At 64.6% G+C, this 23764-nt stretch carries 25 protein-coding genes and 1 tRNA gene; 12 read left to right on the plus strand and 14 right to left on the minus strand.

Annotated features, from left to right (window positions below; genetic code table 11):
* Positions 1-40: 40 nt before the first annotated feature.
* The 4 genes from ychF to CS1GBM3_RS16400 form a co-directional block, all read right to left on the minus strand.
* Positions 41-1138 carry a redox-regulated ATPase YchF gene (gene ychF, locus CS1GBM3_RS16385; RefSeq protein WP_072396579.1) on the minus strand — a complete coding sequence of 366 codons (1098 nt, stop codon included), beginning with the start codon at positions 1136-1138 and terminating at the stop codon, positions 41-43.
* 96 nt (positions 1139-1234) lie between these two features.
* Positions 1235-2059 (minus strand): hypothetical protein, encoded by an 825-nt coding sequence (locus CS1GBM3_RS16390; protein WP_072396580.1) that lies wholly within the window; start codon positions 2057-2059, stop codon positions 1235-1237.
* Between the two features lie 108 nt (positions 2060-2167).
* Positions 2168-2914: an aminoacyl-tRNA hydrolase gene (gene pth / locus CS1GBM3_RS16395; protein ID WP_072396581.1), complete on the minus strand. Its 747-nt coding sequence runs from the start codon at positions 2912-2914 to the stop codon at positions 2168-2170.
* A gap of 72 nt (positions 2915-2986) precedes the next feature.
* The gene (locus CS1GBM3_RS16400; RefSeq protein ID WP_072396582.1) at positions 2987-3685 is read right to left on the minus strand and encodes a 50S ribosomal protein L25/general stress protein Ctc; all 699 of its coding nucleotides are present in this window, start codon (positions 3683-3685) and stop codon (positions 2987-2989) included.
* Between the two features lie 251 nt (positions 3686-3936).
* On the opposite strand from CS1GBM3_RS16400, the gene CS1GBM3_RS16405 reads away from it, so the two are divergent.
* Positions 3937-4353, plus strand: a complete 417-nt coding sequence (locus CS1GBM3_RS16405; protein ID WP_072396583.1) for a Fur family transcriptional regulator — start codon at positions 3937-3939, stop codon at positions 4351-4353.
* 74 nt (positions 4354-4427) lie between these two features.
* Positions 4428-4778 carry a hypothetical protein gene (locus CS1GBM3_RS16410; protein WP_072396584.1) on the plus strand — a complete coding sequence of 117 codons (351 nt, stop codon included), beginning with the start codon at positions 4428-4430 and terminating at the stop codon, positions 4776-4778.
* Positions 4779-4792: 14 nt separating this feature from the next.
* Here CS1GBM3_RS16410 and CS1GBM3_RS19865 read toward each other — a convergent pair whose 3' ends face one another.
* Positions 4793-4957 carry a hypothetical protein gene (locus CS1GBM3_RS19865; protein WP_171946514.1) on the minus strand — a complete coding sequence of 55 codons (165 nt, stop codon included), beginning with the start codon at positions 4955-4957 and terminating at the stop codon, positions 4793-4795.
* Positions 4958-5713: 756 nt separating this feature from the next.
* Here CS1GBM3_RS19865 and CS1GBM3_RS16415 point away from each other — a divergent pair.
* From CS1GBM3_RS16415 to CS1GBM3_RS16440, 6 genes are all read left to right on the plus strand, one after another.
* Positions 5714-6022: a hypothetical protein gene (locus CS1GBM3_RS16415; protein WP_072396585.1), complete on the plus strand. Its 309-nt coding sequence runs from the start codon at positions 5714-5716 to the stop codon at positions 6020-6022.
* Between the two features lie 77 nt (positions 6023-6099).
* Positions 6100-6186 (plus strand) — tRNA-Leu (locus CS1GBM3_RS16420).
* Positions 6187-6563: 377 nt separating this feature from the next.
* Entirely contained in the window at positions 6564-8198 is a 1635-nt protein-coding gene (locus CS1GBM3_RS16425; protein ID WP_072396586.1) for a hypothetical protein, read from the plus strand.
* Positions 8182-8568 (plus strand): DCC1-like thiol-disulfide oxidoreductase family protein, encoded by a 387-nt coding sequence (locus CS1GBM3_RS16430; RefSeq protein WP_072396587.1) that lies wholly within the window; start codon positions 8182-8184, stop codon positions 8566-8568. The genes CS1GBM3_RS16425 and CS1GBM3_RS16430 overlap by 17 nt, the downstream gene beginning before the upstream one ends.
* A gap of 152 nt (positions 8569-8720) precedes the next feature.
* Entirely contained in the window at positions 8721-9758 is a 1038-nt protein-coding gene (locus tag CS1GBM3_RS16435) for a P1 family peptidase (protein WP_072396588.1), read from the plus strand.
* Positions 9759-9769: 11 nt separating this feature from the next.
* Positions 9770-10354: a YcgN family cysteine cluster protein gene (locus tag CS1GBM3_RS16440; protein WP_083567690.1), complete on the plus strand. Its 585-nt coding sequence runs from the start codon at positions 9770-9772 to the stop codon at positions 10352-10354.
* A 156-nt stretch (positions 10355-10510) separates the two neighbouring features.
* On the opposite strand, the gene CS1GBM3_RS16445 is transcribed toward CS1GBM3_RS16440, so the two are convergent.
* The 4 genes from CS1GBM3_RS16445 to msrP form a co-directional block, all read right to left on the minus strand.
* Positions 10511-10936 (minus strand): nuclear transport factor 2 family protein, encoded by a 426-nt coding sequence (locus CS1GBM3_RS16445; protein ID WP_072396589.1) that lies wholly within the window; start codon positions 10934-10936, stop codon positions 10511-10513.
* A gap of 78 nt (positions 10937-11014) precedes the next feature.
* A complete protein-coding gene (gene msrB, locus CS1GBM3_RS16450; protein ID WP_072396590.1) occupies positions 11015-11401 on the minus strand; it encodes a peptide-methionine (R)-S-oxide reductase MsrB in 387 nt (128 codons plus the stop codon).
* Positions 11398-12012 (minus strand): protein-methionine-sulfoxide reductase heme-binding subunit MsrQ, encoded by a 615-nt coding sequence (gene msrQ, locus CS1GBM3_RS16455; protein ID WP_139247954.1) that lies wholly within the window; start codon positions 12010-12012, stop codon positions 11398-11400. The genes msrB and msrQ overlap by 4 nt, the downstream gene beginning before the upstream one ends.
* Before the next feature lie 67 nt (positions 12013-12079).
* The gene (gene msrP / locus CS1GBM3_RS16460) at positions 12080-13030 is read right to left on the minus strand and encodes a protein-methionine-sulfoxide reductase catalytic subunit MsrP (RefSeq protein WP_072396591.1); all 951 of its coding nucleotides are present in this window, start codon (positions 13028-13030) and stop codon (positions 12080-12082) included.
* A 138-nt stretch (positions 13031-13168) separates the two neighbouring features.
* On the opposite strand from msrP, the gene CS1GBM3_RS16465 reads away from it, so the two are divergent.
* Entirely contained in the window at positions 13169-14686 is a 1518-nt protein-coding gene (locus CS1GBM3_RS16465; RefSeq protein WP_072396592.1) for a DUF2779 domain-containing protein, read from the plus strand.
* A 44-nt stretch (positions 14687-14730) separates the two neighbouring features.
* On the opposite strand, the gene CS1GBM3_RS16470 is transcribed toward CS1GBM3_RS16465, so the two are convergent.
* Positions 14731-15063: a hypothetical protein gene (locus CS1GBM3_RS16470; RefSeq protein ID WP_072396593.1), complete on the minus strand. Its 333-nt coding sequence runs from the start codon at positions 15061-15063 to the stop codon at positions 14731-14733.
* A gap of 63 nt (positions 15064-15126) precedes the next feature.
* A complete protein-coding gene (locus CS1GBM3_RS16475; protein WP_072396594.1) occupies positions 15127-15684 on the minus strand; it encodes a DUF4112 domain-containing protein in 558 nt (185 codons plus the stop codon).
* A gap of 184 nt (positions 15685-15868) precedes the next feature.
* On the opposite strand from CS1GBM3_RS16475, the gene CS1GBM3_RS16480 reads away from it, so the two are divergent.
* Positions 15869-16150 carry a hypothetical protein gene (locus CS1GBM3_RS16480; RefSeq protein WP_072396595.1) on the plus strand — a complete coding sequence of 94 codons (282 nt, stop codon included), beginning with the start codon at positions 15869-15871 and terminating at the stop codon, positions 16148-16150.
* A gap of 127 nt (positions 16151-16277) precedes the next feature.
* Positions 16278-18410 carry a transglycosylase domain-containing protein gene (locus CS1GBM3_RS16485; protein ID WP_072396596.1) on the plus strand — a complete coding sequence of 711 codons (2133 nt, stop codon included), beginning with the start codon at positions 16278-16280 and terminating at the stop codon, positions 18408-18410.
* A 4-nt stretch (positions 18411-18414) separates the two neighbouring features.
* Here the strand turns inward: CS1GBM3_RS16485 and CS1GBM3_RS16490 are convergent, their stop codons facing one another.
* The 3 genes from CS1GBM3_RS16490 to CS1GBM3_RS16500 form a co-directional block, all read right to left on the minus strand.
* Positions 18415-19167 carry a M48 family metallopeptidase gene (locus tag CS1GBM3_RS16490; protein ID WP_072396597.1) on the minus strand — a complete coding sequence of 251 codons (753 nt, stop codon included), beginning with the start codon at positions 19165-19167 and terminating at the stop codon, positions 18415-18417.
* 274 nt (positions 19168-19441) lie between these two features.
* A complete protein-coding gene (locus tag CS1GBM3_RS16495) occupies positions 19442-21373 on the minus strand; it encodes a TRAP transporter large permease (protein WP_072396598.1) in 1932 nt (643 codons plus the stop codon).
* A 52-nt stretch (positions 21374-21425) separates the two neighbouring features.
* Positions 21426-22040: a TRAP transporter small permease subunit gene (locus CS1GBM3_RS16500; RefSeq protein ID WP_072396599.1), complete on the minus strand. Its 615-nt coding sequence runs from the start codon at positions 22038-22040 to the stop codon at positions 21426-21428.
* Positions 22041-22220: 180 nt separating this feature from the next.
* Between CS1GBM3_RS16500 and CS1GBM3_RS16505 the strand changes: the two genes are divergently transcribed.
* Positions 22221-23750, plus strand: a complete 1530-nt coding sequence (locus CS1GBM3_RS16505; protein ID WP_072396600.1) for a P-loop NTPase — start codon at positions 22221-22223, stop codon at positions 23748-23750.
* The last annotated feature ends 14 nt before the right edge of the window (positions 23751-23764 follow it).

Raw genomic sequence — 23764 nt, forward strand, 5'->3', positions numbered from 1 at the left:
TGCGCGCCCACGAGCGGCCCGCCGGAAGAGTGGGGCTGCTCTAGTTCGCGAAGCGGAAGTGCATGATGTCGCCGTCGCGGACGACGTACTCTTTGCCTTCGAGCCGCATCTTGCCGGCGTCCTTCGCGCCCACCTCGCCGCCGGTCGCCACGTAGTCCTCGTACGCGATGGTCTCGGCGCGAATGAACCCCTTCTCGAAATCCGTGTGGATGACGCCCGCCGCTTGCGGCGCCTTGGTGCCGCGCGAAATGGTCCAGGCGCGTGCCTCCTTGGGGCCGATCGTGAAATAGGTAACGAGGTCGAGAAGCTGGTATCCGGCGCGGATCAGCCGGTTGAGGCCCGGCTCCGAGAGGCCCATCTCGGCGAGAAACTCGGCGCGATCCTCGGCCGGCAGACCGGCAAACTCGGATTCGATCTTGGCCGAGATGACCACCGTGACCGCGCCTTCCGCCTTTGCCTGTTCCTCGACTTTCGCGGAGTAGGCGTTCCCTGTCGCGGCAGACGCTTCCTCCACGTTGCAGACGTAGACGACGGGCTTTGACGTCAGAAGCTGCAGCGCCGCGAACGCGGGGCGTTCTTCGGGCGTGATGTCAGCCATGCGCGCCGGTTTTCCCTCGCGCAGCGGCGCCAGAGCCTTCTCCATGAGCGCGAGCTGCGCCTTCGCATCCTTGTCGCCGCTCTTGGCTTTCTTCTCGACCGTCGCGACGCGCTTCTCAAGGCTCTCCATGTCGGCGAGCATCAGCTCGGTCTCGACCACCTCGGCATCGGCCAGAGGATCGATGCGGTTCTCGACGTGCGTGATGTCGTTGTCCTCGAAGCAGCGCAGCACGTAAGCCACCGCATCCACCTCGCGGATGTGCGACAAGAACTTGTTGCCGAGCCCTTCGCCCTTCGACGCGCCGCGCACCAGGCCCGCGATGTCGACGAAGGTCAGCCGCGTCGGAATGATCTGCCCGGACTTGGCGATCGACGCGAGCTTGTCGAGCCTCTCGTCCGGCACGCCGACCTCGCCGACGTTCGGCTCAATGGTGCAGAACGGATAGTTGGCGGCTTCCGCAGCCGCGGTCTGCGTTAGCGCGTTGAAGAGGGTGGACTTGCCGACGTTCGGCAGGCCCACGATCCCGAGTTTGAAGCCCATGGAGAGAATTGCCTTCGATTTGTCTGGGGTCGCCCTACACCGAGAGGGCGCCCCGATCAACGTGTAAAGGGACGCGGATCGGCAGACGCCCGCATCTCAGTGCACTTTGCTGAGTTCGAAGGCGGAATAGCTCGCGGGACTGGGCAGCTGCTCCTTGCCGCTCATGGCGTCGGCCAGCGCTTCGGCGAGGACCGCGTCGTCTTCGAGCTCCTTGACGGCGATGACCATGAAGGGTCGCTGCCAGTCGGTGGTGCCGGATGCGCTCGCCGCTCGGGCCTCGCGGTATTGCCCAAGGTTCAATGTCGAGATCGGGATCTCGGCGTCGATGGCGGTGTCGACGATATCGGCTGTCCGTGCCGCGCGCCGCCCCGCGCGTGCTTTCTCGGTCGCCGGATCGCCCTCCTGCGACGCGGTGCCGACAGCGACAATCTCTTGCGCGTTGGCAAGCCCATCCCGCACCTCCTGATCGAGCACGTCGCGCGCAAGCTCGTCACCGCTGATCACGCGGCCGTCCTTCTCGAGCTGGTCGGCACTGCCGCGCACCCACAGGAACTGCTTGCGCGCCACCACCACGTCGAAGGTCCCGCGCCGGCCCGCTTTGTCGTGTCCCTCGATGGCGTAGATGAGCGTGCCGCGCGTCTGCCGCATGGGCTCGGCGAGCGGCGCGATCTCGGTCTGAACGTAGGGCTCCGCGTAGGGATCAATGACCGCATTGTGCACCAGCACGGCGGACGTCGTGATCACCGCCGTCGAACCGAGCACCACGGCTGCGCCGGCCTTGGTCTGAAAGAAGGAGGCGATCCAGTTATACCAGTCGTTCCAGCTCGCGATGCGGTCGTACCATTTGTAGGTGCCCCACGCTTGGCGAAGTCTCTTAGACTTCTGAGACTCGTCCTGGGACTCCGCTGCATCAAGAGACATGCGCCGCTCCCCCTGGCTGCTGCTTCGACAGGCCCCACCGGCTCCACATCGGATATAGCCTGAGTTTACAGCAGAGACGAGACAGCCGCCGCGCAGCCCGCGCAGTTATCAAGCGTCCGGTTTGCGGCCGGCGAGCCATTTCTTGAGATTTTCGGCGAGCGCGTTGGCGCTCTTGCCGGCCCGCTCGCCCGCGGGATGCGCGCGCGGCTTCTTGGGCGCGGCCGGCGCGTCCTTTGCCGTGTCGCTTCCAGCATCTCCTCGCGCTTTGCTCTTGCGCGGGTCAGCCTCTTCGCCAAGCGCCTTGGCGACATCGGTCAGAAAGCGGGATTGATCGTCGCGCACGAGCCGCGGCGCGGCAGCCGCGATCGCCGCGAGAAGAGGCGCCAGCCACTCCTGGTCGGCCTTGGCGAAATCGGACAGCACCCAGCGGGCCACGAACTCCTTGGTGCCGGGATGCCCGACGCCGATGCGCACGCGCACGTAATCGTTGTCGAGATGGGCTGATATCGAGCGCAGGCCATTGTGCCCGGCGTTGCCGCCGCCCGTCTTGACCTTGAGCTTCCCCGGCGCGAGATCGATCTCGTCGTAGAACACGACGATGTCCGCTTCCGGGATTTTGAGGAAGCGCGCGGCTTCGCCCACCGAGCGGCCGCTTTCGTTCATGTAGGTCGTGGGCTTGAGAAGCAGCACCTTCCGGCCGCCGATCTCGCCGTCTGCGGCGAGACCCTGGAATTTGCGCTTCCAGGGGCCGAAGCCGTGCGCGCTCGCAATCTCGTCGACGGCCATGAAGCCGACGTTGTGACGGTTGCCGGCGTATTCGCTGCCGGGATTGCCGAGGCCGACGAATAGCTTCATGGCAAAGCCTTGGATGATAAGGAAAGGCCGGCGAACGCCTCTGGCGCCGCCGGCCTGTTCTCGTTCGGCGTCTTACTTCTTGGCGGCCGGTGCAGCCTTGCCCGCGGCCGGAGCGGCACCGCCCTTGGCGGGCGCCGCAGCCTTGGCATCGCCGGCCGGAGCCGCAGCCTCTGCGCCGCCAGCGCCGGCGGCCTCTTCGTCTTCCTTCTTGGCGCCGGCAATGGTCGCGATGGTGAAGTCGCGGTTGCCGATCACCGGCCGCACGTTGTCGGGCAGCGCGATGGAGGAGACGTGGATCGAGCGGCCGATCTCAAGCCCTTCGAGGTCGATCTCGAAGTGATCGGGAATGCGGTCGTACGGGCAGAAGACCTCGATGTCGTGGGCGACGATGTTAAGCACGCCGCCGCGCTTGAGGCCGGGCGAAAGAGCGTGGTTCGTAAAGCGGACCGGCACGGCGACGCGGATGATGCCGTCCTTGCCGATGCGCAGGAAATCGACGTGGATGGGGTGATCCTTGACCGGATCCACCTGGATATCGCGGGGAATGACGCGGACCTTCCGCTCGCCGACCGCAATGTCGAGCACTGTCGAGGTGAAATGGCCCTTGATGAACTGCTTCCACAGATCGTTGCCGTTGATGGCGATGATCTCTGCGGGCTCGTTCTCTCCATAGATGACTGCGGGAACGTTCCCCTCACGACGGGCTTGGCGTGCGGCCCCCTTGCCGGCACGCGGGCGCGCCGTGGCCTTGATCTCAATGATCTCGGTCATGGCATTTTCTCCAATGAAAAAAGGGCCTTATGATAGGCCCACCTACTGCGCACGGCCTCCAAGGGTGCCGGGCAGGTCTCACGCTCATGCTTGAGATCGGCGGGTTATAGCCGTCCCGCCCCGGAATGGCAATCGAGCCGCTTTGCCCGCCAAAGAGTTAAGGCCTCCCCCCGGGCCGAGGGCGGGGTCTCTGACCCGCCTTGACCGCCTATGGTACACTTATTAAACGCGACCGCCTCGAAGGGAAACGCATGGCCCGGAAAGTCACCAAGCGCCGCCCGGCGCAGGAGCAGGACAAGCTCATTTTTGCCGCCCTGCGCGAATCCGGCCGCCCGGTCTCCGCCTACGAGATCATCGATCGGCTGCGCGATCAGGCAACGCTTGCGCCGCAGACGGTCTACCGCGCGCTGGACCGGCTGATCGCCTCCGGCTCCGCCCATAGGCTCGAGTCGTTGAATGCCTTCGTCGCCTGCGGCCAGTCGGACCACCAGCACCAGGGCGCGGCGGTATTCGCCATCTGCGACGAGTGCGGAACGGTGTCCGAGTTCTCCGAGCCGCGCGCGGTCGAGGCGCTGGCGGGCTGGGCGAAGCGGGCCAAGTACACGGTGCGGGCCATGACGCTCGAGCTGCGGGGGCGCTGCGCCACCTGCTCCGCACGGATCACGTGACGCAGCGGGCAATCCCGATTATATGACCTCGCGATAAGGACAAGGGGCTGGAACGGCCCCGCAGGGGGACGCGCATGCGCGAGGAAACGAGACGCCGGCTTGAGCGGCAGCTCTGGCTCGACCGGGCCAAGTGGGCGGCCGCCGGCCTTGCCATTCTGGTGTGCATCGCGGGCGGCATCTGGGCGACCGGTCTCGACGCCACCGTGGAGACGCGCCACGTGCCGGGCATCGTCTCCGCCGTGGGGCCGCTGGTGGGCGGCACGATCCGCGCCAACGAGGAAGGCCTCTCCGTCGACGTCAAGCTCGACGACGGTCGCCAGGTGCATGTCATGGCGATGAAGAAGACCGACCCGCACGTCGGCGATCGGGTGGAGATCGCCGAGCACGTGCACGGCACCGGCCGCGTCACCTATTCGTGGCGGTAGACGGCCGGCAAGCCCTAGTCGAGCACGAAGCCGACGAGCACGCCGACGGCAAACGCCGCAGCGGCGACGAGAGGGGTGCTCCGGTCGAAGCGCAGAACATATTCGTCGCGCCGGGCGGCGCGCGGCTCTTCGCGCGTGCTGTTGATCGGTTGCGCGTGCGGCGCGTAGGTATCGTTCATGATCGGCCTCCTTCCGCAGTGTCGGGTGGGAGGATCGATAGCGGCCCGTGCCTGACAGCCTCCTGATAAGCCGAGTGCCCGGCCGTTAAGACTCCGCTCTGGGCCGAGGATGCTGAGACGGCGTGGGACATCGCCGGGCGGCCCGAGGCAAGGCTTGCATCCCTGGCGGAGCCCGGCTAGAGGCAGAGGCTTGATGCGAGGGCCTCTGTGGCGGAATCGGTAGACGCGGCAGACTCAAAAAGATTTGCAATCTACCGCAGTTATTTCAGCGATCTTGCCACAAGCAGACTGGAAGTCTTTCGTCCCTATCTACTTAGCGGACGGTCGAACTGTTGAATTAATCGAGCAAATTTTCGTGCACCCCGCTTCCTGTGGCAAATCGTGTAGCAAACGCGATTGGTAGAGGCAGATTAACTACAGGGTTCGCGCACATGCGGATCGATTCCGTAATTCCAAAATGAAATTTGTCAGGTAAGCGACCCTGGCTTGGCAGTCAGCAAGCGTCGCTTCCGAGGTGTCGCGATAACCCGACCCATCATTGTGACCTGTTTTCATGCTGCCGCCTGCAATTCGATCCGCATAGAACTGCAATTGGTCTCGTTCGTCTTCGCACCAGCCCGCTAAGCCGTGAAGTAGATCGCGTGGAATGGACATAGCCGCCTCCATGATTCTCGTTAAAATACCACAAGTTGCGAAATGCCGCGACGGAGCGAGACGACGAAGCGTTCAAGTTGCCAGGAGGGAGGCGCAGTTGCCATGATCGATCTTTACACCAAGGCCGTGCTTACCGTGATTGCCGTCGCCCTTTGCTTGATCGCAGTGAGGGGCTCTGCCGTTTTCGGCCCCGCAATCGCTCAAGGAAGTTCGTGCGGAGAGAGCATCATGAACCCCTGCTACGTGGAAGGCACGGTGGAGATTAGCGATACCGTTGATGTGAAAGGCACTGTCGACATCGGCAACGATGTCGGGGTGGTAGGGACCGTCAATGTCACCGGAACCGTCGACATTGGGAACAAGGTCGAGATTGATACAGGTGTGTTTGGCCTGCCCGTTCACGTCCGCTGATTTAAAACTATCTACCTGCACGGTAGACCTTTTCAAGCCGTGGCAAACGCTGTAGCACTTGCCCCGCTGTGTGGAAGGCGGGCGTGGCGGAACGGTAGACGCGGTGGCCTCAAAAGCCATTGTCCTTCAAAGACATGCCGGTTCGAGTCCGGCCGCCCGTACCACGCTCGCAGAACACTCAAAATCTGTTGTTGGCAACAACGTGCCCGTTCGAGTCGGGCCAGGGGCACCACCACACCAAACGTTTTATGTAGCAGTTTGAACGGCGTCTTATTTGGCGCCGAGCGCCAGTCCGTATTGGCTGGGCTGCCTTAAATAGAGACCGGTTGCCCCCCAAAATTCCGAACCTTTACTGAACAAGCACCGTGCCAAGGCGGCGCGCAGCTTTGCAACACCCGCGAACGGTTTGACTTCTGGGCAACTCTTCATCTTTGCCCGCCGATGATCCGCCCGCTAGTCTTTCAATCTGCCTAGCAACGAATGCGGTGAAGCGTTCTGCATGTTGCCGCAAGCACCGGAGGCTGCGGAACGGAGGGGATCCATGTCTTCTGGCGTGCTGGAACTCGAAGCCCCCGATGAAAAAAGGCGGGCTGCGATCGAGCTCGCGTGTATCGCTGGCTTGGTTATTGTCTCGCTGCTGTCGATTGGTCTGTTCAACAGCTCCGTAAAGGCCTTCTACAAATTCGCGGCGACGCAAAGCGCGGCTGTCGGATTTCTGCCGATCGGCGCGGCGACCCTGATGGCCATACCTTTCTTACGCGTCCGCGGGACGCACTTCATCCCGCTCTTGAGGATAGCTCTGATTTCTTCAAGCTTGGGGATGCTCGCGTACCTTCTGTTCGAGCGGCCAGATTACACCCTCTCGGATCCGGCTTTCTCCGGCGCGGCCGCTTACATCGGCTATGCCTACTACCTCGTGGTCGGCTTGGCGGTCGCGAGCGTTGTCTTTCCCGCCCTCAACATCCCGGTCGCGATTTACATCATCTCGACGACGGCCTTGATCGCGCCGATATCCGGTATTCCCTCCTCGACGCTCGATATCCGGTACATGGTCGACATGGCCGTTTATCTGACCGTTTTTCCGATCGGCCTTCGCCTGATCGCGAGCCGTCTCGGAGCATCATTCGAGCAGCAGCGACACCAGCAAACGCTGGCATTTATCGGCTTCGGTTTGCATCTCAGCAATTATTTCTGGTCGGGCGTGGCAAAGATCGTAGTCGGCCCCTACTTCTGGACATGGCCGCTTGAAAACAAGACGCACAACCTAATTCCCTATGCGATCGACAAGGGAACGCTAGTCTTTGGCCAGTTTCCGTTTCTCGTCGATGTCGCGCATTCCGGCTCGGCGCTGATGATCGTGCCGCTGAATATCCTGATCGTCGGGTTCCAGTTGTTTGCCATCGCGTGTGTGCTGCGGCGAAGCTGGTTGGTCGTAACCACCCTGTTCTATGACTTGATGCACATCGGGATCTACGTCCTCGGTGGCATCCTTTTCTGGACCTGGATCTGGAACAACTTCACGATCCTGCTTGCCGTAAATGCGTTCAAGGAAAGAATTTCGCAAGCCGCAAAAGCCGCGTGCGTATTCACGATTCTGCTCGGCAACCCATGGGCCGGGCTCTACGGTTCGGCGCGGCTCGGATGGTTCGACGTCGCCGACGCGCGGCAGATCTATTTCGAGGCAGTCACCGACAACGGCGAGGTCCGAGTACCGGCATCGTTCTTCCTCAGCCATTCGTACGGCGTCTCGTTAGGGTACGTCGATACGCTCCCCCGCTCCGGCCACTACGGACCTAGCAACTGGAACACGGTCCGCGACTACACGCGACAGTTAACGTCGGGCACGTGCCCTGCCCCCGAAAGCGGTCCTGCCAAAGGCGAGGAGACAGCGGGACAGCGTGAGATGCGGCTGGCCAAGCTTGGGGGCTTTGTCCGCGCCCATCACGACAAAATGCTCGACCGGGCGGCGGCACTCGGAAAAAATAACTTCTATTTCCGCATTCACCATCACCCGAGCAATCCCTATCTCTTTCCCGAGTTCGGTCGCCTGGACCTGAAGGACGTTCGTGCCTACAATCTTGTAATTGAATCCGCGTGCTATCAGTTGCGCGAGGGCCAGGTGGTGAAAAGGGTCGTCGGCAGGACGGTTGAACGCTTTGATGTTGCCCACCGATAAAACCTACATCGTCTACGACGGCCAGTGCCCGTTCTGTTCGCAGTACGTGAAGCTGCTTCGGCTGCGCGATACGCTCGGACACGTCGAGCTCATCGATGCGCGCACGCCTCATGCCGCAGTCGATTACGTGGCGCGTGCTGGCGTTGTCCTCGACCAGGAGATGGCGCTCATTCAAGGCGGCGAGGTCTACTCCGGGGCAGCCTGCATCAATCGCCTGGCATTGATGAGCACGCGCTCGGGCGTCTTCAACAGGCTCAACGCGCTTGCGTTCTCATCGCCGACCGTCTCGCGGTTTGCGTATCCCATCCTCAGGACCTTCCGCAATTTGACGCTGCGCCTGCTCGGTCGCGAGCCGCTGAGCGCGTCCTAGTGCCGGCGAAACACCGGGGACGGACACGTCAGCAGGGCGATGACGGCTTGCCTCTCGTGCCCAAACATGCCTGAAGAACGTTCAGGTCTGGCGTCCGGTCGAGTCGGGCACAGACGCTGGTGTTGAAACGTTGACCGGAAGGATCGATCCCGATGGCCATCCGCCCGGGACCGCTGAACCTCATCACAGACGTGGACGGCATCACCGTCGGCAATGCGCAGTCGGAAACCGTGCGCAGCGGCGTCACAGTCGTCTTGCCCGACCAGCGCGCGGTCGCGGCCTGCGACGTGCGCGGCGGCGCGCCTGGCACGCGCGAGACGGATGCGCTCAATCCGACCTGCCTCGTCGATGCCGTCGAGGGCCTGGTACTCTCCGGCGGCTCGGTCTACGGCCTCGAAGCCATGTCCGGCGCCGTCGCTTGGCTCGGCGCACGCAAGCGCGGCTTCGCGCTCGGCGAAACGCCCGTCGTTTCCCCGGTGGTGCCGGGCGCCGTGCTGTTCGACCTGCCGAACGGCGGCGACAAGGATTGGGGCGAGACCCCGCCCTACCGCGACTGGGGCCGCGAAGCGTGCGCGTCGGCAGCACGCGAGTTTGCGCTCGGCAACGTCGGTGCCGGCACGGGCGCCATGGCCGGCAATCTCAAGGGCGGGCTAGGCTCCGCGAGCGCGCGCGACGGCGATCTGCAGGTCGGCGCGCTGATCGCGGTGAACCCATTCGGCTCGGTCGTGATGCCGGCGACGGGGCACTTCTGGGCCGCACCCTACGAGCTAGATGGCGAGTTCGGCCGCCGCGGCTGGCCGAGCGCGCTCCCTGCGGCCTCCGCCGCCGACGTTTTCCATGGCACACGCTTGGACATCGCCCCGCCCGCACCCGGCGGCAACACGACCATCGGCGTCGTCGCCACAAACGCCGCGCTGACCAAGGCAGAGGCGGGCCGCATCGCCATCATGGCGCAGGACGGGCTCGCCCGCGCCATTCGCCCCATACACTCACAGGTGGATGGTGATACCATCTTCGTGTTGGCGACCGGGACCCACGTGCTTCCCGAAGCCCCGCTCGAGCGCCTGATGCAACTCCTCCGAATTGGCGCGGTCGCAGCTGACACGGTTGCGCGCGCCGTGGCCCGGGGCGTTTACGCCGCATCCGACCTTGGCGATGCCGTGAGCTACAAGTCGAAATATCCCCTCTGACAGGCTGAGCCGTGAGCAACCGCAAGAGACCGACATCGAAGGCGAAGACTGAGGCGTCTCGCAAACGCGACGCCGCTGCCAGGCGCGCGGCGCGGAGGGTGCGTCACGTTCCGGCCGATCGCTTCACCGACGATGCCGTGTGGGCTGCGGAGGGCGAGGAGAAGCCGTTCTGGGAAACGAAGCGTCTCAAGGAGATGACGCCGGAAGAGTGGGATTCGCTCTGCGACGGCTGCGGCCAGTGCTGCCTCAACAAGCTCGAGGACGAGGACACCGGCAGGATTTTTCTCACGCGCCTCGCCTGCGGTTTGCTCGACGTCAATTCGTGCCGCTGTAAGGACTACGAGAACCGCTTTGCGCGCATGCCCGATTGCCTCTCCATCGACATGAAGGCCGTGCGCAAGCTGAAATGGCTGCCTGAGAGCTGCGCCTACCGCCGCCTCAACGAAGGCCGCGGGCTGACGTGGTGGCATCCGCTGATTTCAGGCGATCCGGAAACCGTGCATCAGGCCGGCATCTCCGTTCGCGGCTGGGCCCGCAGCGAGAAGGGCGTCAAGCAAGACGAGATCGAGCGCTACATCATCGGCGAGGTCGGCTGATCGGCGGAACCCGCCGGGACGGCAATGCGTTAGAGCCGCAGACGGTCGTCAGCAATGGGGACCGTCAGGCGCCGAAAGGTGCTGCCCCGCTCCGGCGTCGCAAGACGCCTCGGCGGGGTATGTCTTTTTAGGGGAAGCGCATAGGTAAGCGCACGTCTAGCCGGATTCGCCCTCTCCGCCCGACACGAGCCGCATGAAGGTCTCGACCATGGGCGCATCGACATACTCGTCAACGCGCGTGACCAAGCCGTCCCGTACTGTGAAGACGCTTCGCATCTGGCCGGTGAACACCTCGCCGCTCGGCCTGTGGCGTAAAACCAGCTCGATGCGCGCCCGCACGACGTTTCCATCGACGGATAGGATCCGCGGCTTATAGACGAGGTAGTCGAAGATCTTTCGGATGCCGAGCAGAATCTCGTTCACGGCATCCCAGCCCACCGTCTCCCCGCCGAGCGGCAAGGCATCGGGTGAAACGTTCAACGTATAGACCACGTCCGGCGCGACTTTCGTCTTCATTGCGCCTGCGGGATCGGCGGCCCATTGGTGCAAAAGGGCGTGTACGACGTCGTGCGGAGACTGCATCCGGCACCGGAGCGAGTGGAAAGACTGCTCCGATGCTGGCACGGCATTTGGTCTTGGGCAACCTCGTCTGCTGTCGGACTACTCTTTTTGATGGTTGAGACAGACGGAATTGATGCAATAGCGCTTGCCCGATTCCGTTGGTCCGTCTTCGAAGACATGACCCAGGTGCGAGCCGCAGTTGGCACATCGCACCTCCGTCCGCACCATTCCGTGCGACGTATCCTGATGGTACTCGATCACGCCCGGTAGGGCCTGATCGAATGAGGGCCAGCCGGTGCCGGACTCGAATTTGGTATCGGACGCAAAGAGTTGCGCGCCGCACGCAGCACACGTGAACGTGCCTGCCGCATGCGTGTTGAGGTGCTCGCCCGTAAACGGGCGCTCGGTGCCGCCCTGGCGCAGCACGCGGTACTGCTCCGGCGAAAGCTTCTCACGCCAATAGGCCTCGTCGTGGGGGTCGGTCATGGACGTCCTCGGTTCGTGTTGACGTTTCTGTGGTTTGTTCTGCGCCAGCCGTCGGCGATGCGGCAAAGCAGCAGCGCCGCCACGAAGGCGGCATAGACGAACGGTTCCGCGGGCCAAGCCTTGACTAGCATGATGAAATGCAGCGCCGCGGCGGCTGCCGCCAGATACACCCAGCGGTGCAGCCGCTGCCACGCGGCGGCGCCGAGCCTTCGGATCATGGTCGCATTCGACGTCGCCGCCAGCGGGATCAGGATCAAAAAGCTCAGAAGCCCGACCGTAATATAGGGTCGCTTGACGATATCCTTCCAGATCAGACCGGTGTCGAGCCCCTGATCGAGCCACACATACACCGTGACGTGAAACAGCGCGTACCAGAACGCGAGCAGCCCGATCGTGCGCCGGTAGGGCATGAGGTTCGGCCCGCCGAGGCGCCGCAGCGGCGTGATGGCGAGGGACGCAACGAGGAACCGCAGCGCCCAGAGCCCAAGCGTCTGCTCCAGCACCTTCAGCGGATCGGCGCCGAGCCGGTCCGAAACGGCGAGATGGAAGGTCCAAACAGCCGGCACGAGTCCGATCGCGTAAAGCGCCCAGCCGCCCGGGCCAAACCACACGCGCCACCATCCCGAACGCGCACGGCCTGGCCGCGTCCGCACCGGGTCTGCCGCAATCTGGGAGCGCTCAATAGTTGGCACGGAGGTCCAGGCCCGCGTAAAGCTGCGCCACCTGCTCACCGTAGCCGTTGAACATCAGCGTCGGCCGACGCTTGGCGAACAGCCCGCTTCCTTCGCCGATCCGCCGCTCCGTAGCTTGGCTCCAGCGCGGATGATCAACCTCCGGATTGACGTTCGAATAGAAGCCGTACTCGCTGGCCTGCGAGGATTGCCATGTCGTCGGCGGTTGCTTCTCGACGAGCGAAATGCGGACGATCGACTTGATGCTCTTGAACCCATACTTCCAGGGCACGACGAGCCGCAACGGCGCGCCGTTCTGGTTTGGCAGCGTCTCGCCGTACATGCCGGTCGCGAGAATGGTGAGCGGGTGCATCGCCTCGTCCAGCCGGAGCCCCTCGAGATAAGGCCACGGCAGCGGCTGGAAGAGCCCTTTCTGCGCCGGCATCTCCTCGGGCCGCACCAGCGTTTCGAACGCCACGTACTTCGCGCTGCCGAGCGGCTCGACGCGCTTAAGCAGGTCTGCGAGCGGAAAGCCGATCCACGGGATGACCATCGACCAGCCCTCGACGCAGCGCAGCCGATAGACGCGCTCCTCGAGCGCAACAGGCTTCAGGATATCCTCGATCGCCATCGTCTGCGGCTTGCCGACAAGCCCGTCGATCTTGACCGACCATGGGCTGGTCGTCAGCGTGTGGGCGTACGCTGCCGGATCGGCCTTGTCGGTGCCGAACTCGTAGAAGTTGTTGTAGGTCGTGGCGTCCTCGCGCCGCGTCACCGGCTCGTCGGTCGAGAAGGGACTCTTTTGTGTGGCGATGGGCGCGCCCTGCGACCGATCTTTCGGCAAGAGCGCCAGGGCCGCAAGCCCGAGACCACCGGTCAAAAGCTCGCGGCGGCGGAAATAAACGCTCCTTGGCGTAATTTCGGAGGCCGGGATGTCGCGCGCCTTGCGGATTAGCATGGGAAAAGCCCCTTACGGGTTTGGCTGATCTTACTGACTTTAGTACGTTGTCGCCGTGGCTTTGGTTACATAGGGTCGCCGATTTTCTATGGCGAGGGGGCGTTTCAATCGGGGGCGGCCGCAAAGCGGCCGGACGACATGAAGCTCAGCAAGACGAACTACCTCGTCTACCGCGACTGCGCCCACAACGCCTGGGTCAAGGTTCACAAGCCCGACGTCTATCACGCCGAGCCGCTTTCTGTTTTCGAGCGTGCGATCATAGAGGTCGGCAACGACGTCGACGTGCGCGCCCGTGACCTGTTCCCAGGCGGGATTTTGATCCGGCGTGGCGATGCGGTCGGCACGGCGCAAATGGTTTCCGAGCGCGCGTCCGTCCTCTATCAGCCGGTCTTCGAGACCGAGCGCTACACGACGGCCTGCGACGTTCTGGCCTGGAACGAGGCCGCCGGCGGCTACGACCTCTACGAGGTCAAGGCCTCGACGAGCGGCGATGACCGCAAGGCCAAGGATGATCTTTACGCTCACGACATCGCGTTCCAGGCGCTCGTGCTGCGCGCCAACGGCCTGCCGCTCGCCCGCCTGCACCTCGTGCGCTTGAATGGTGACTACGTCTCGGATGGCACGCTCGATCTCGCGCGCCTCTTCACGCGTGAGGATTTCACGGACCGCGTGACGCCTCTCCTCGAGAAGGTCGAGTCCGAGATGGATGCGGCGCACGACTTGATCCAGCTCGCAGCTTTGCCCGCGCCGCCCTGCACCTGCATCTACAAAGGTCGCAGCAGCCACTGCACGTCGTTTGCCCACATCAATCCGGATGTTCCGGAGTACAGCGTCCATGATCTCACGCGCATCGGCACCTCGCCAAAGCGCCTGCGCGCGCTGATCGACGACGGCATTCTTTCGATCACGGACGTGCCGATCGATTTCGAGCTGACGATCCCGCAGCGTCATCAGGTCGATACCGCGCGTCGCCGCCAGCCGTACGTTGATCTGCCGCCGCTCGCAGCCTTTCTCGATCAGATCCGCTATCCGATCGCGTTCCTCGACTACGAGACGTATCCTTGCGCACTGCCGCGCTTTGCAGGCTACGCGCCGTTCAACCACGTCCCGTTCCAGTTCTCGCTGCACACGATCGAGGCTCCCGGCGCCGAGCCGGTACATCGCGAGTTCCTGTTCACCGAGGCAACCTGTCCCGATGTCCCGTTCGTTGGCGCGTTGAGAAGCGCGCTGCCGGAAGACGGCGCCGTCGTCGTCTGGAACAAGCCGTTCGAACGCGGCATCAACGCCAAGCTCGCCGAGCGCTTGCCGCACGAGGCGGCCTATCTCACATCCGTCAACGATCGCGTCGTCGATCTGATGGACGTGTTCACGCAGCAGATGGTCGTGCATCCGGGTTTCCGCGGTCGCACGTCGATCAAGTGGGTGCTGCCGGCGCTGGTGCCAGACCTCTCCTACAAGGGGCTCGCGATCCAGGAAGGCGCGACGGCAAGCGAAACCTGGAATGCGATGGTGACGGGCGAACTCGAGCCGGACGAAGCGCGCGCGGCGGCGAAGAATCTTCTGACTTACTGCGGGCTCGACTCGCTCGCGATGCTGGAAATCTGGCGCGCGTTGCAAGACATCTCGGCCACCCACGACATCCGCCAAGCCGGCTGACAGCGTTACACCTTAATTGGGCCGAGGCAGTGTGGAGAAATCAGTCACTGCGCGCCGGGGCGGCAAGGGCCGCGCTCGCCCGGCAGATCCTGCGGCTTCGGTCCGAAGTTCTTCAGGTATTCCTTGGTCGCCTGATAGGCGAGGTGCTCGCCCTGGCAGTCGATCTTGTCGATAGAGCCGGTCTCGAGCGCGTCTCCGTCGCCCTGCGCCTCGACCTCAGCCGCCTCGGTCTTCCGCGAGGACGCTGTTTCTGCGCTCCGCTTCGCGGGTGCGATCTGGTCGTCCTTGAGCGATCCCATCTCGCGAACCGCCTCACGGGTGCACCCGGCCGCAAAGATCGCGACCGCGACGAGGATGAAAGGAGAAAGCCTTGGCATTGCGATCCTTGGGTAGGCTGGGCCGACGCAACACCGTCCGAGCGGGATTTGGAATGAACCCTTTTACTCATCTCTGAGTCGCACGCGCGCAACTACGGAACCGGCAAAGAATCCACAGTGTTTTTCGAGGCTTGCGGATGCGAAATTCAAGGCCTGACGCAGCAGGGCAACAACGGCGTTCCGCTCAGCCGACCCGCCGCGCCTTGACGTCGATAACCGGGCCGCGCCTGTCCCCGCACGGCGCACGTGGCCGTGCTTTTCCAGATGCGCCTTGAGCAGCGTGACGTTCTTGCGGTTAGCGCGGAACATCACGTCGAACGCGTCGCCCGCGAACGGCACGATGCCGACGACCGTATCGACAGCGGTATTGGCGATCATGCGCGCCAGCGTGAAGCGCGACACGCCGAGCTGACGCGCCTCCCAGATCAGGTAGCTCGAGATGCCTTGCGAAATGAGGTCGCCGATGATCGGGACCAGTCCGATGATCGCATCAAGGCCCACCCGGACATTCGTGCCGGGGATCTCGAACAGATCGTCCATGAGCCTCGACACGCCCTCGATGCGGGCAACGGCGGCCGCGACCGCCGGATCCTCGTAACGCTCGACAGTGTCGGTCTTCATCGAGTTGATGGCGTCGTCCCCCTTTCAAAGGGCGCTTGTGTCCGACCAGTCCGGGACCTAGGGTGAAATCCGGGCGTGGTAAACGCCCGGTTCATGTTGGGACAACGGGGGTCCCGGTCAAGGGTGGGTGGCATCGTGCGCCTATGGCGCCGACGAAGCGATGCTGCGGGAAGGACGGCCTTTTATGCTTCTGCGTCTCCTGCTGAGCACCAGCACGCTTTTCTTTTCCATGATCCTCGGCGCATTCGCGCTGGCCGTGGTGGGCTACAACTGGCCCCAGACGCTGTCCGATATGCTGGGCTGGGCGCGCGACCTCAAAAGCGTCATCACCTCGACCGGCCTCGATCCTAAATACAACATCTGGGTCGAGCTGCTGCTCGAGGAGCGCCAGCTGCTCTTCATGTTCTTCACCATCGCCGCGCGCATTTTTCTGGCGCTCTTGTTCGCGCCGTTCTCGAGCCGCTGACGCGCGTCGGCGCACCCCATCCTGGTTAACGCCCCGTTAGCGCGAGCGCCCGATAATCCCCGCGGGCCGCGCATGGTGCCGGCCGCAACGCCGCGTCAATCCGCTTCGCGCGAGGGGCCGAAAGCGCATGGGCTACGACGGCCGCGATCCACGCTTCTACCATTACCGGCAGGATCATCCGGATCCGCACTGGTACGCCTATCCGCACGCGTATCCGGAGTGGCTGCCGCCGGAGCCGCCGAGACCTGCCCCGCCCGAGCCTCCTAGGCGCCGGCCGCGCCGCGGGGTGCGCAAGCTCATCCGCTTCTTTCTCGCCGTCACGATCCGGGTGTTCTGCGTCGCCGCCGTCCTGATCGGCGCGCTGTTCGTCTACTACACCTTCACCTATCCGGACCCTCTGGGCATGCGGCCGCAGGGCACCGGACCCGTGATCCGCATCATGGCGCGCGACGGCACACCGCTCGCCGAACGCGGCGTCTCGCGCGACTACATCCCGCTCGACATGCTGCCGCCGCACGCCGCCGACGCGGTGGTTGCGATCGAGGACCGTCGCTTCTTCGATCACCCCGGCGTCGATCCGTTCGGCCTCGTCCGCGCCACCGTCGCCAACGCCCGTGCCGGGCGGGTCGTGCAGGGCGGCTCCACCATCACGCAGCAGCTCGTCAAGAACCTGTTCCTCTCCTCCGAGCGCACACTCGAGCGCAAGGCCGAGGAGGTTCTGATGGCGATCTGGCTCGAGCTCAGGCTGTCCAAACGCGACATCCTCGAGCTCTATCTCAACCGCGTCTACTTCGGCGGTGGCGCGCACGGCATCGAGGCCGCGTCGCAGCGCTACTTCGGTAAGTCGGCACGCCACCTGACGCTGCCCGAGGCGGCGGTGATCGCGGGGCTTCTGAAAGCACCCTCCCGCTATGCGCCGAGCGCAAGCCCCGTGCAGGCCATCGCCCGCGGACGCGTTGTGGTCGAGAAAATGCGCGAAGCCGGTTTCATCGGCGACGACGAGGCGGCAGCGGCTCTTGCCGCTGAAATTCGCTTCTCTCCCTTGATGCGCGTCCCCGGCCAACCCGAGATGGCCTACGCCGTCGACCTCGTGCTCGACGCCGCCTCGCGCTTCGAGAACGCCGATAACAACGAGATCGTGATCGAGACGACCCTCGATGCCGCGCTTCAGCGCCGCGCCGCTGAAACCGTCGAGCGCTCTCTGGCCGAACGCGGTGAGGCGCTCGACGCCTCCCAGGCCGCGATCGTCGTGGTGGGGCCTGACGGCGGTATCCGTGCCCTTGTCGGCGGCCGCTCCTACGCGGACAGCCAGTTCAACCGGGCCACAAGAGCACATCGCCAGCCGGGGTCGGCATTTAAGCCCGTGGTCTACTTGGCGGCGATCGAGCAGGGCCTCGCGCCCGACAGCATCGTCGAGGACGCCCCGATCACCGCGGGGTCGTGGTCGCCGCGCAACGAGAACGGCCGTAACGTAGGCCCGACGACGCTGCGCAACGCCCTCGCGCAATCGATCAATACCGTCGCCGTGCGCCTTCTGCTCGGAACGGGCGTGGACGCCGTCTTAGCCACCGCGCGTCGCCTCGGCATGACGGCGCCGCTGCGCCGAGATGCCTCCCTCGCGCTCGGCACGTCCGAGGTGTCTCTGTTGGATCTCACCGGCGCCTACGCCGCCTTCGCCAACGGTGGCTACGTCAACGCGCCCTATGCCGTACGCCAGGTGCGCACAGGAGCCGGCAAGGTCTTGTTCCAGCGTATCGACGCAAAGTCAGGGACGGCGATATCCCCCGCCGCGGTCGCGGCCATGGATGATCTGTTGGGCGCCGTCGTGACGGACGGCACGGGCCGCCGCGCCGCCATCCGCGGCCGCCGCGTCGCCGGCAAGACGGGCACCTCGCAAGACTACCGCGACGCCTGGTTCATCGGCTACACGGACGAGCTGACCGCCGGCGTCTGGGTCGGCAACGACGACGGGCGCGCCATGAAGAAGGTCGTGGGCGGCACGCTGCCGGCCGAGATCTGGCGCGAGGTCATGACGGCAGCGGTGGAAAGGACGCACCCATTTTCATCGCCGACAGGAACCGTCGGTGACGTCGAGTCCGTGACCAAGGCCCTCGATGAGGCGCGGAGCCGCAAGCGGAAGCAGGACAGCGAAACGCAGCCGGCGAGCCAGCCACCATCGGATCAGGCCCGCGGCGAATCCAGCGTCACGCCCGAAGGCCGCATCCTCGTGATGCCGCCTCCGCAATCCCAGCAGCCCTGAGCGCTCACGCCTCGTCTGCTGTCGCGCCGTAGCGGTGCAGGTCCATGCCGTAGATCTGCAGCCAGCGCTTGGCTTCCTCGAGGTCGGGCATGGTCTTTTGTACCAGCGCCCAGAAGCGCGGCCCATGGTTCATCTCGCGCAGATGGGCGACCTCGTGCGCCGCCACGTAATCGAGGATCTCGGGCGGTGCCATGATGAGCCGCCAGGAGAACGACAGCACGCCCGTCGTCGAGCAGGAGCCCCAGCGGCTGCTCTGATCGCGCACGGCGATACGCTTCGTCGTGACTCCGAGCCGGCCAGCGTGGAAGCGAACGCGCTCGTCGAGGCAGCGATGGGCTTCCTTGGCCAGCCAGTCCTTAAGCCGACGCGGCGCATGCTCGACATGGCCCGAGACGCGCAGCTCGGGATAAGGAGAAGCGACCTTGCGCTCCACCGGCCCGCGACGGCCGGGGCCGGCGAACACGATGCGGTGTGCCTCCCCGCGCAGTGGGATGAACGCGCCATCCAGAAACGGCACCGGATCGGGCAAGCTGTCGAGGCGCGCTCGCACCCAGTCGATATTGCGCGTGATGAACGAGTCCGCCTCATCGAGATCGCACTGCACGGGCAGCGTAACGATCACGGTGCGCCGCGTCCGGCTCACGCGCAACGTAAGCCGACGCGCGGCCGGATGACGACGGACTTCCACCGGAGCGCCGATGTCACCGATGTTGTCGCCGTTGAGCGTCGAGGACGCGCTTCTTCTCGTCTTCCGCATGAATGACTTTCGGAACACACGCTAGGCTAGGGACGCGGGAACGTTGAGTTGGATGCTACGGATTGAGCGGCTTCTCCTCATCCTGGAGGCAGTTAGCGCCACGCTCGATCCCGTCACCCACTTAGCAACAGAGTGAAGCGCATCTCCAGCGTGAAATTGTGACGTGGCACAAACCGGTCCCGCAACTGTGGCACGCCGGCCATGATACGGCTGCTGATCGAAAGCCGAAAAAATAAGAAGCATTTGAATGCGGCGAGGGGGCTCATCGTCGGCGTCAGTGGACACGTTGCGGAAGCGCGCGCTCCGGCGCGGTGAAGCTCGGCAGCTCCTGCATGTCGAGCGTCGGCGCGCCGGGCCCGCTCAGCGGCACTTGGGGTGCGCCTTCGATCACGGGCGGCGACGATGGCAGCGAGAACCCGCGCTGACCGGAGACCTCTGAGGGTTGCTTGGAAACCGGGGCAGAGGCCGCGGGCGGTGTCGGCAGCCGGCGCGCCTCCGGCCTGCTCATGACAAGCGACGGGACCGTGATGAGCACGGCGACCATCAAGAGCTGGATGCACAGGAACGGCACGGCGCCCCAGTAGATCTCGCCCGTTTTGACCGGAGGCATGAGCCGCCCCGTAACCTTGTCGCGATAGGGCGATCGCGGTGCCACGCTGCGCAGGTAGAAGAGCGCGAACCCGAAGGGCGGATGCATGAAGCTCGTCTGCATGTTGACGGCCAGCAGAATGCCGAACCAGACGATGAATGGTGTAACATCCGCCACCATCTCGACCACCGCGCCGGAGGCATCCGTCGAGCTGACCACAGCGAATCCGAAGCTCTTTGCGATCGCCACGGCTTCGGGCGAGACGCGGAATATCGCCTCCGCGGCAGGCTTCAGGAGCGGCACCAGGATGAAGCACAGCTCGAAGAAGTCGAGGAAGAACGCCAATAGGAAAATCAGCACCATTACGGCGATCAGGAAGCCATACATGCCACCCGGCATCGAGGTCATGAGGTGCTCGACCCAGATATGGCCGTTGACGCCGTAAAAGGTGAGGGTGAAGATTCGGGCGCCGATCAGGATGAACATGACGAAGGCGGCGAGCTTGGTCGTCGCTTCCGCTGCCTGGCGTACGATCGAGAGGTTGAAGCGCCGCGCGTCGCCGTCGCTGTAGCGCTTCACAGCGGCGAGGGCCAGCGCGCCGACTGCGCCCATAGCGCCCCCTTCGGTCGGCGTCGCGAGACCGACCAGGATCGTCCCCAACACGAGAAAGATGAGGAGGAGCGGCGGCACCATGACGAAGGTTGCGCGCTCGGCGATGGCCGACAGTAGGCTCTTGCCTGAGACAAGCTGGAGCAGGCGGTTGAGCAGCGCCGCGACAAGCGCGAAAGAAATTCCCCACGCCATAGCGAGGATGCCGCGATCGATGCCGACGTAGTGGGAGCCGTGCATGATCCAGGCCGCAAAGCCGGCCGAGAGTAGCGCCTGCACGCCAAGCGAAAGCAGCCCGCGCGAGCCATCGGGCTCGCGGTGTCCGACGTCCTCAGCCGGCAATCCAGGTGCGGAGTCGGGATAGAAGAGGGAGGCGATAAAGACATAAGCGGCATAGAGGCCGGCCAGCATCAGGCCGGGCAGTAGAGCCGCCTTGTACATATCGTCGACGGAGCGGCCGAGCTGGTCGGCGAGCACGATCAGCACCAGAGACGGCGGCACGATTTGGGCCAGCGTCCCCGACGCCGCGATGACGCCGGTCGCAAGGCGCCGGTCGTAGCCGTAGCGCAGCATGATCGGCAGCGAGATCAGGCCCATCGCAATGACGCTCGCGGCAACCACGCCCGTCGTCGCCGCGAGCAGCGCGCCGACGAAGACGACAGCATAGGCGAGACCGCCACGCACCGTGCCGAACAGTTGCCCCACGGTTTCCAGCAGGTCCTCTGCCATGCCGGAGCGTTCGAGGATCAGCCCCATGAAGGTGAAGAACGGGATCGCGAGCAGGGTATCGTTGCGCATCACGTCGAAGATGCGCCCGGGCATGGATTGCAGGAGATGCCAGGATAGCGTGATGGCCCCGTCCGAGTGAGGCGCGAGCTCGACTCCGATGAAGAAGAACGCGAGGCCAACCGCGCCGAGCGAGAACGCGACCGGGTAGCCGAGCAAGAGAAAGATGACCAGCGACGCAAACATGATCGGCGCCAGGTTTTGAGCCAGGAACGCTGTCATGGCCCCCGGCCCTCTCCGCCGCGCCCGTCGCCTACCGTCTCCCCGTTCCGGCTCATTGAGACGCGCCCCCGATATTGGGCCTGTTGGGGTTTGCGTTTGGCGCGAGATCGCTGCCGGCGGCAACGGCCGCATCATGGTAGCCGCCCTGCGAGGTCGGATCGTCGAGATCGCCGCGCATGATCGCGATGCGCTTGATCAACTCCGAGAGGCCCTGCAGAAAGAGCAGCGCGAACGCGATCGGGATCAGCAACTTGATCGGCCACAGCGGTAGTCCCCCGGCATTGGGAGACTGCTCGTTTTGCGCATAGGAGGAGGCGAAGAAGAGCCATGACGTATAGACGATCATGCCTGCCATCGGCAGCAGGAAGAGCACGTGGCCCATGAGCTCGATGATGTTGCGCTTGCTCTTGGAGAGCCGGCTGTTCACGATATCGATGCGGATGTGCTCGTTGACGGCCAGCGTCCACGGCGCCGCCAGCAGGAACACGACGGCGAACAGCCACCACTGAATTTCGAGCAGCCCGTTGGCGCTCCAGTCGAAGGCCTTGCGCACGACCGCATTGCCAGCGCTGATGACGGCCGCCACGACGACCAGCCACGCCACCGAGCGTCCGACCACGCCCGTGGCGCGATCGATGAGGCGGCTCAGCGCCAAGAGCTTCTCCATGCGTCCTCCCGTGTGCCCCGGTCTCAGTGGCGGAGCTTAGGCAGGCTTCCTATATCGCAAAGGGCGGTAGGGGAGAACTCCGGAGAACCCACCTTGCGGGTTTGGGGCGCATGACGTAGGCCTGGCCGGCCCCGCGTCCGGCATCGCCGCCGTCGGGAGATAAAGAACCAGAGGCAACGGATGTCCGATTTGAAAGCACAGGTCGTTGAGCGGCTGCGGCGCGTCAAGGGCCCGGATCTCGATGGCAACATCGTCGATCTGGGGTTGGTATCGGATGTCCTGATCAAGGACGGGCGCGTCTATTTCTCGATCACGGTTCCGGCCGCGCGCGCCGAGGAGCTGGAGCCGCTGCGCGGCGCGGCAGAAAAAGTCGTGAAGGAAATCGAGGGCGTTGCCGGTGTGGTTGCCGTTCTGACGGCCGAGGCGGCGCCGGGGCAAGCCAAATCCCCCCCTCCGCAGCCGACGCAAGCCTCCTCCGGCAATGGCCGCGAGCACCCGCGCGTGACTGAGGCGCGCGCGCGCGGCACAGCAGGCGACGGTGCCCGCCGTCCTGCCGCTGCGCCAGCCGCGGCGCCAGTGCGCCAGACGCAGGGCGTGCCCGGCGTGCGCCATATCGTGGCCGTCGCCTCCGGAAAGGGCGGTGTCGGCAAGTCGACGGTCGCGGTCAATCTCGCGCTGGGCTTCCAGGCCATCGGTCTCAAGGCCGGCATTCTCGATGCCGACATTTACGGCCCCTCGCAGCCGCGCCTGCTCGGAATAACGGGCAAGCCCACGCAAACCTCCGATAAGAAGCTCGCACCCATGGAGGGCTACGGCCTGAAAGCCATGTCGATGGGCTTCATGGTTGAGGAGGACACGCCGATCGTCTGGCGCGGCCCGATGGTCGTCGGCGCGTTGAACCAGATGCTGCGCGAGGTCGCCTGGGGTGACCTCGACGTGCTGGTGATCGACATGCCGCCCGGAACCGGCGACGTGCAGCTCACCATTGCCCAGCAGGTGCCGCTCGCGGGCGCCGTCATCGTCTCGACGCCGCAGGATCTGGCCCTTATCGACGCCCGCAAGGGGCTCGCCATGTTCCGCAAGGTCAGCGTGCCGCTGCTCGGCATCGTCGAGAACATGAGTTACTTCATCGCGCCCGATACCGGCGCCCGCTACGACATCTTCGGCCACGGCGGCGCCCGCGCCGAGGCCGAAAAGCTCGACGTGCCATTCCTCGGCGAAGTGCCGCTGACCATGGAGGTACGCGAGACCTCCGATGCCGGCCGTCCGATCACGGCCACCGCGCCCGAGAGCCCGAGCGCCGGAGCCTTCCGCGAGATTGCGGCCAAGGCATGGGCCGAACTGGAGAAGGCCCAGGGCCGTGGCATGAGACCGCCGAAGCTCGAAATCGTGCATGGCGGCGAAGCCCTGCGCGTCGCGTTCGCAACGCGCGACGAGCACGAACTACCGGCCGAATTCCTGCGCGTGCTGAGCCCCTCGGCAGAAGTTCAGGGCCACTCGAGGGAGCAGCGCGTCACGGTCGCCGGCAAGAAGAACGTCAAGATCCGCGAGCTGCGCGGCGTCGGCAACTACGCGGTGCGCATCGTGTTCGACGACGGCCACGACACCGGGCTGTTCACCTGGTCCTACCTGCACATGCTGTCGCTGCAGAAGGACAAGCGCTGGGGCGAATACCTCGGCGAGCTCAAGGCCAAGGGCCTGTCGCGCTAGAGCAAGATCCACCG

Origin of the sequence: Hyphomicrobium sp. CS1GBMeth3 (assembly GCF_900117455.1) — a bacterium.
Lineage (GTDB): Bacteria > Pseudomonadota > Alphaproteobacteria > Rhizobiales > Hyphomicrobiaceae > Hyphomicrobium_C.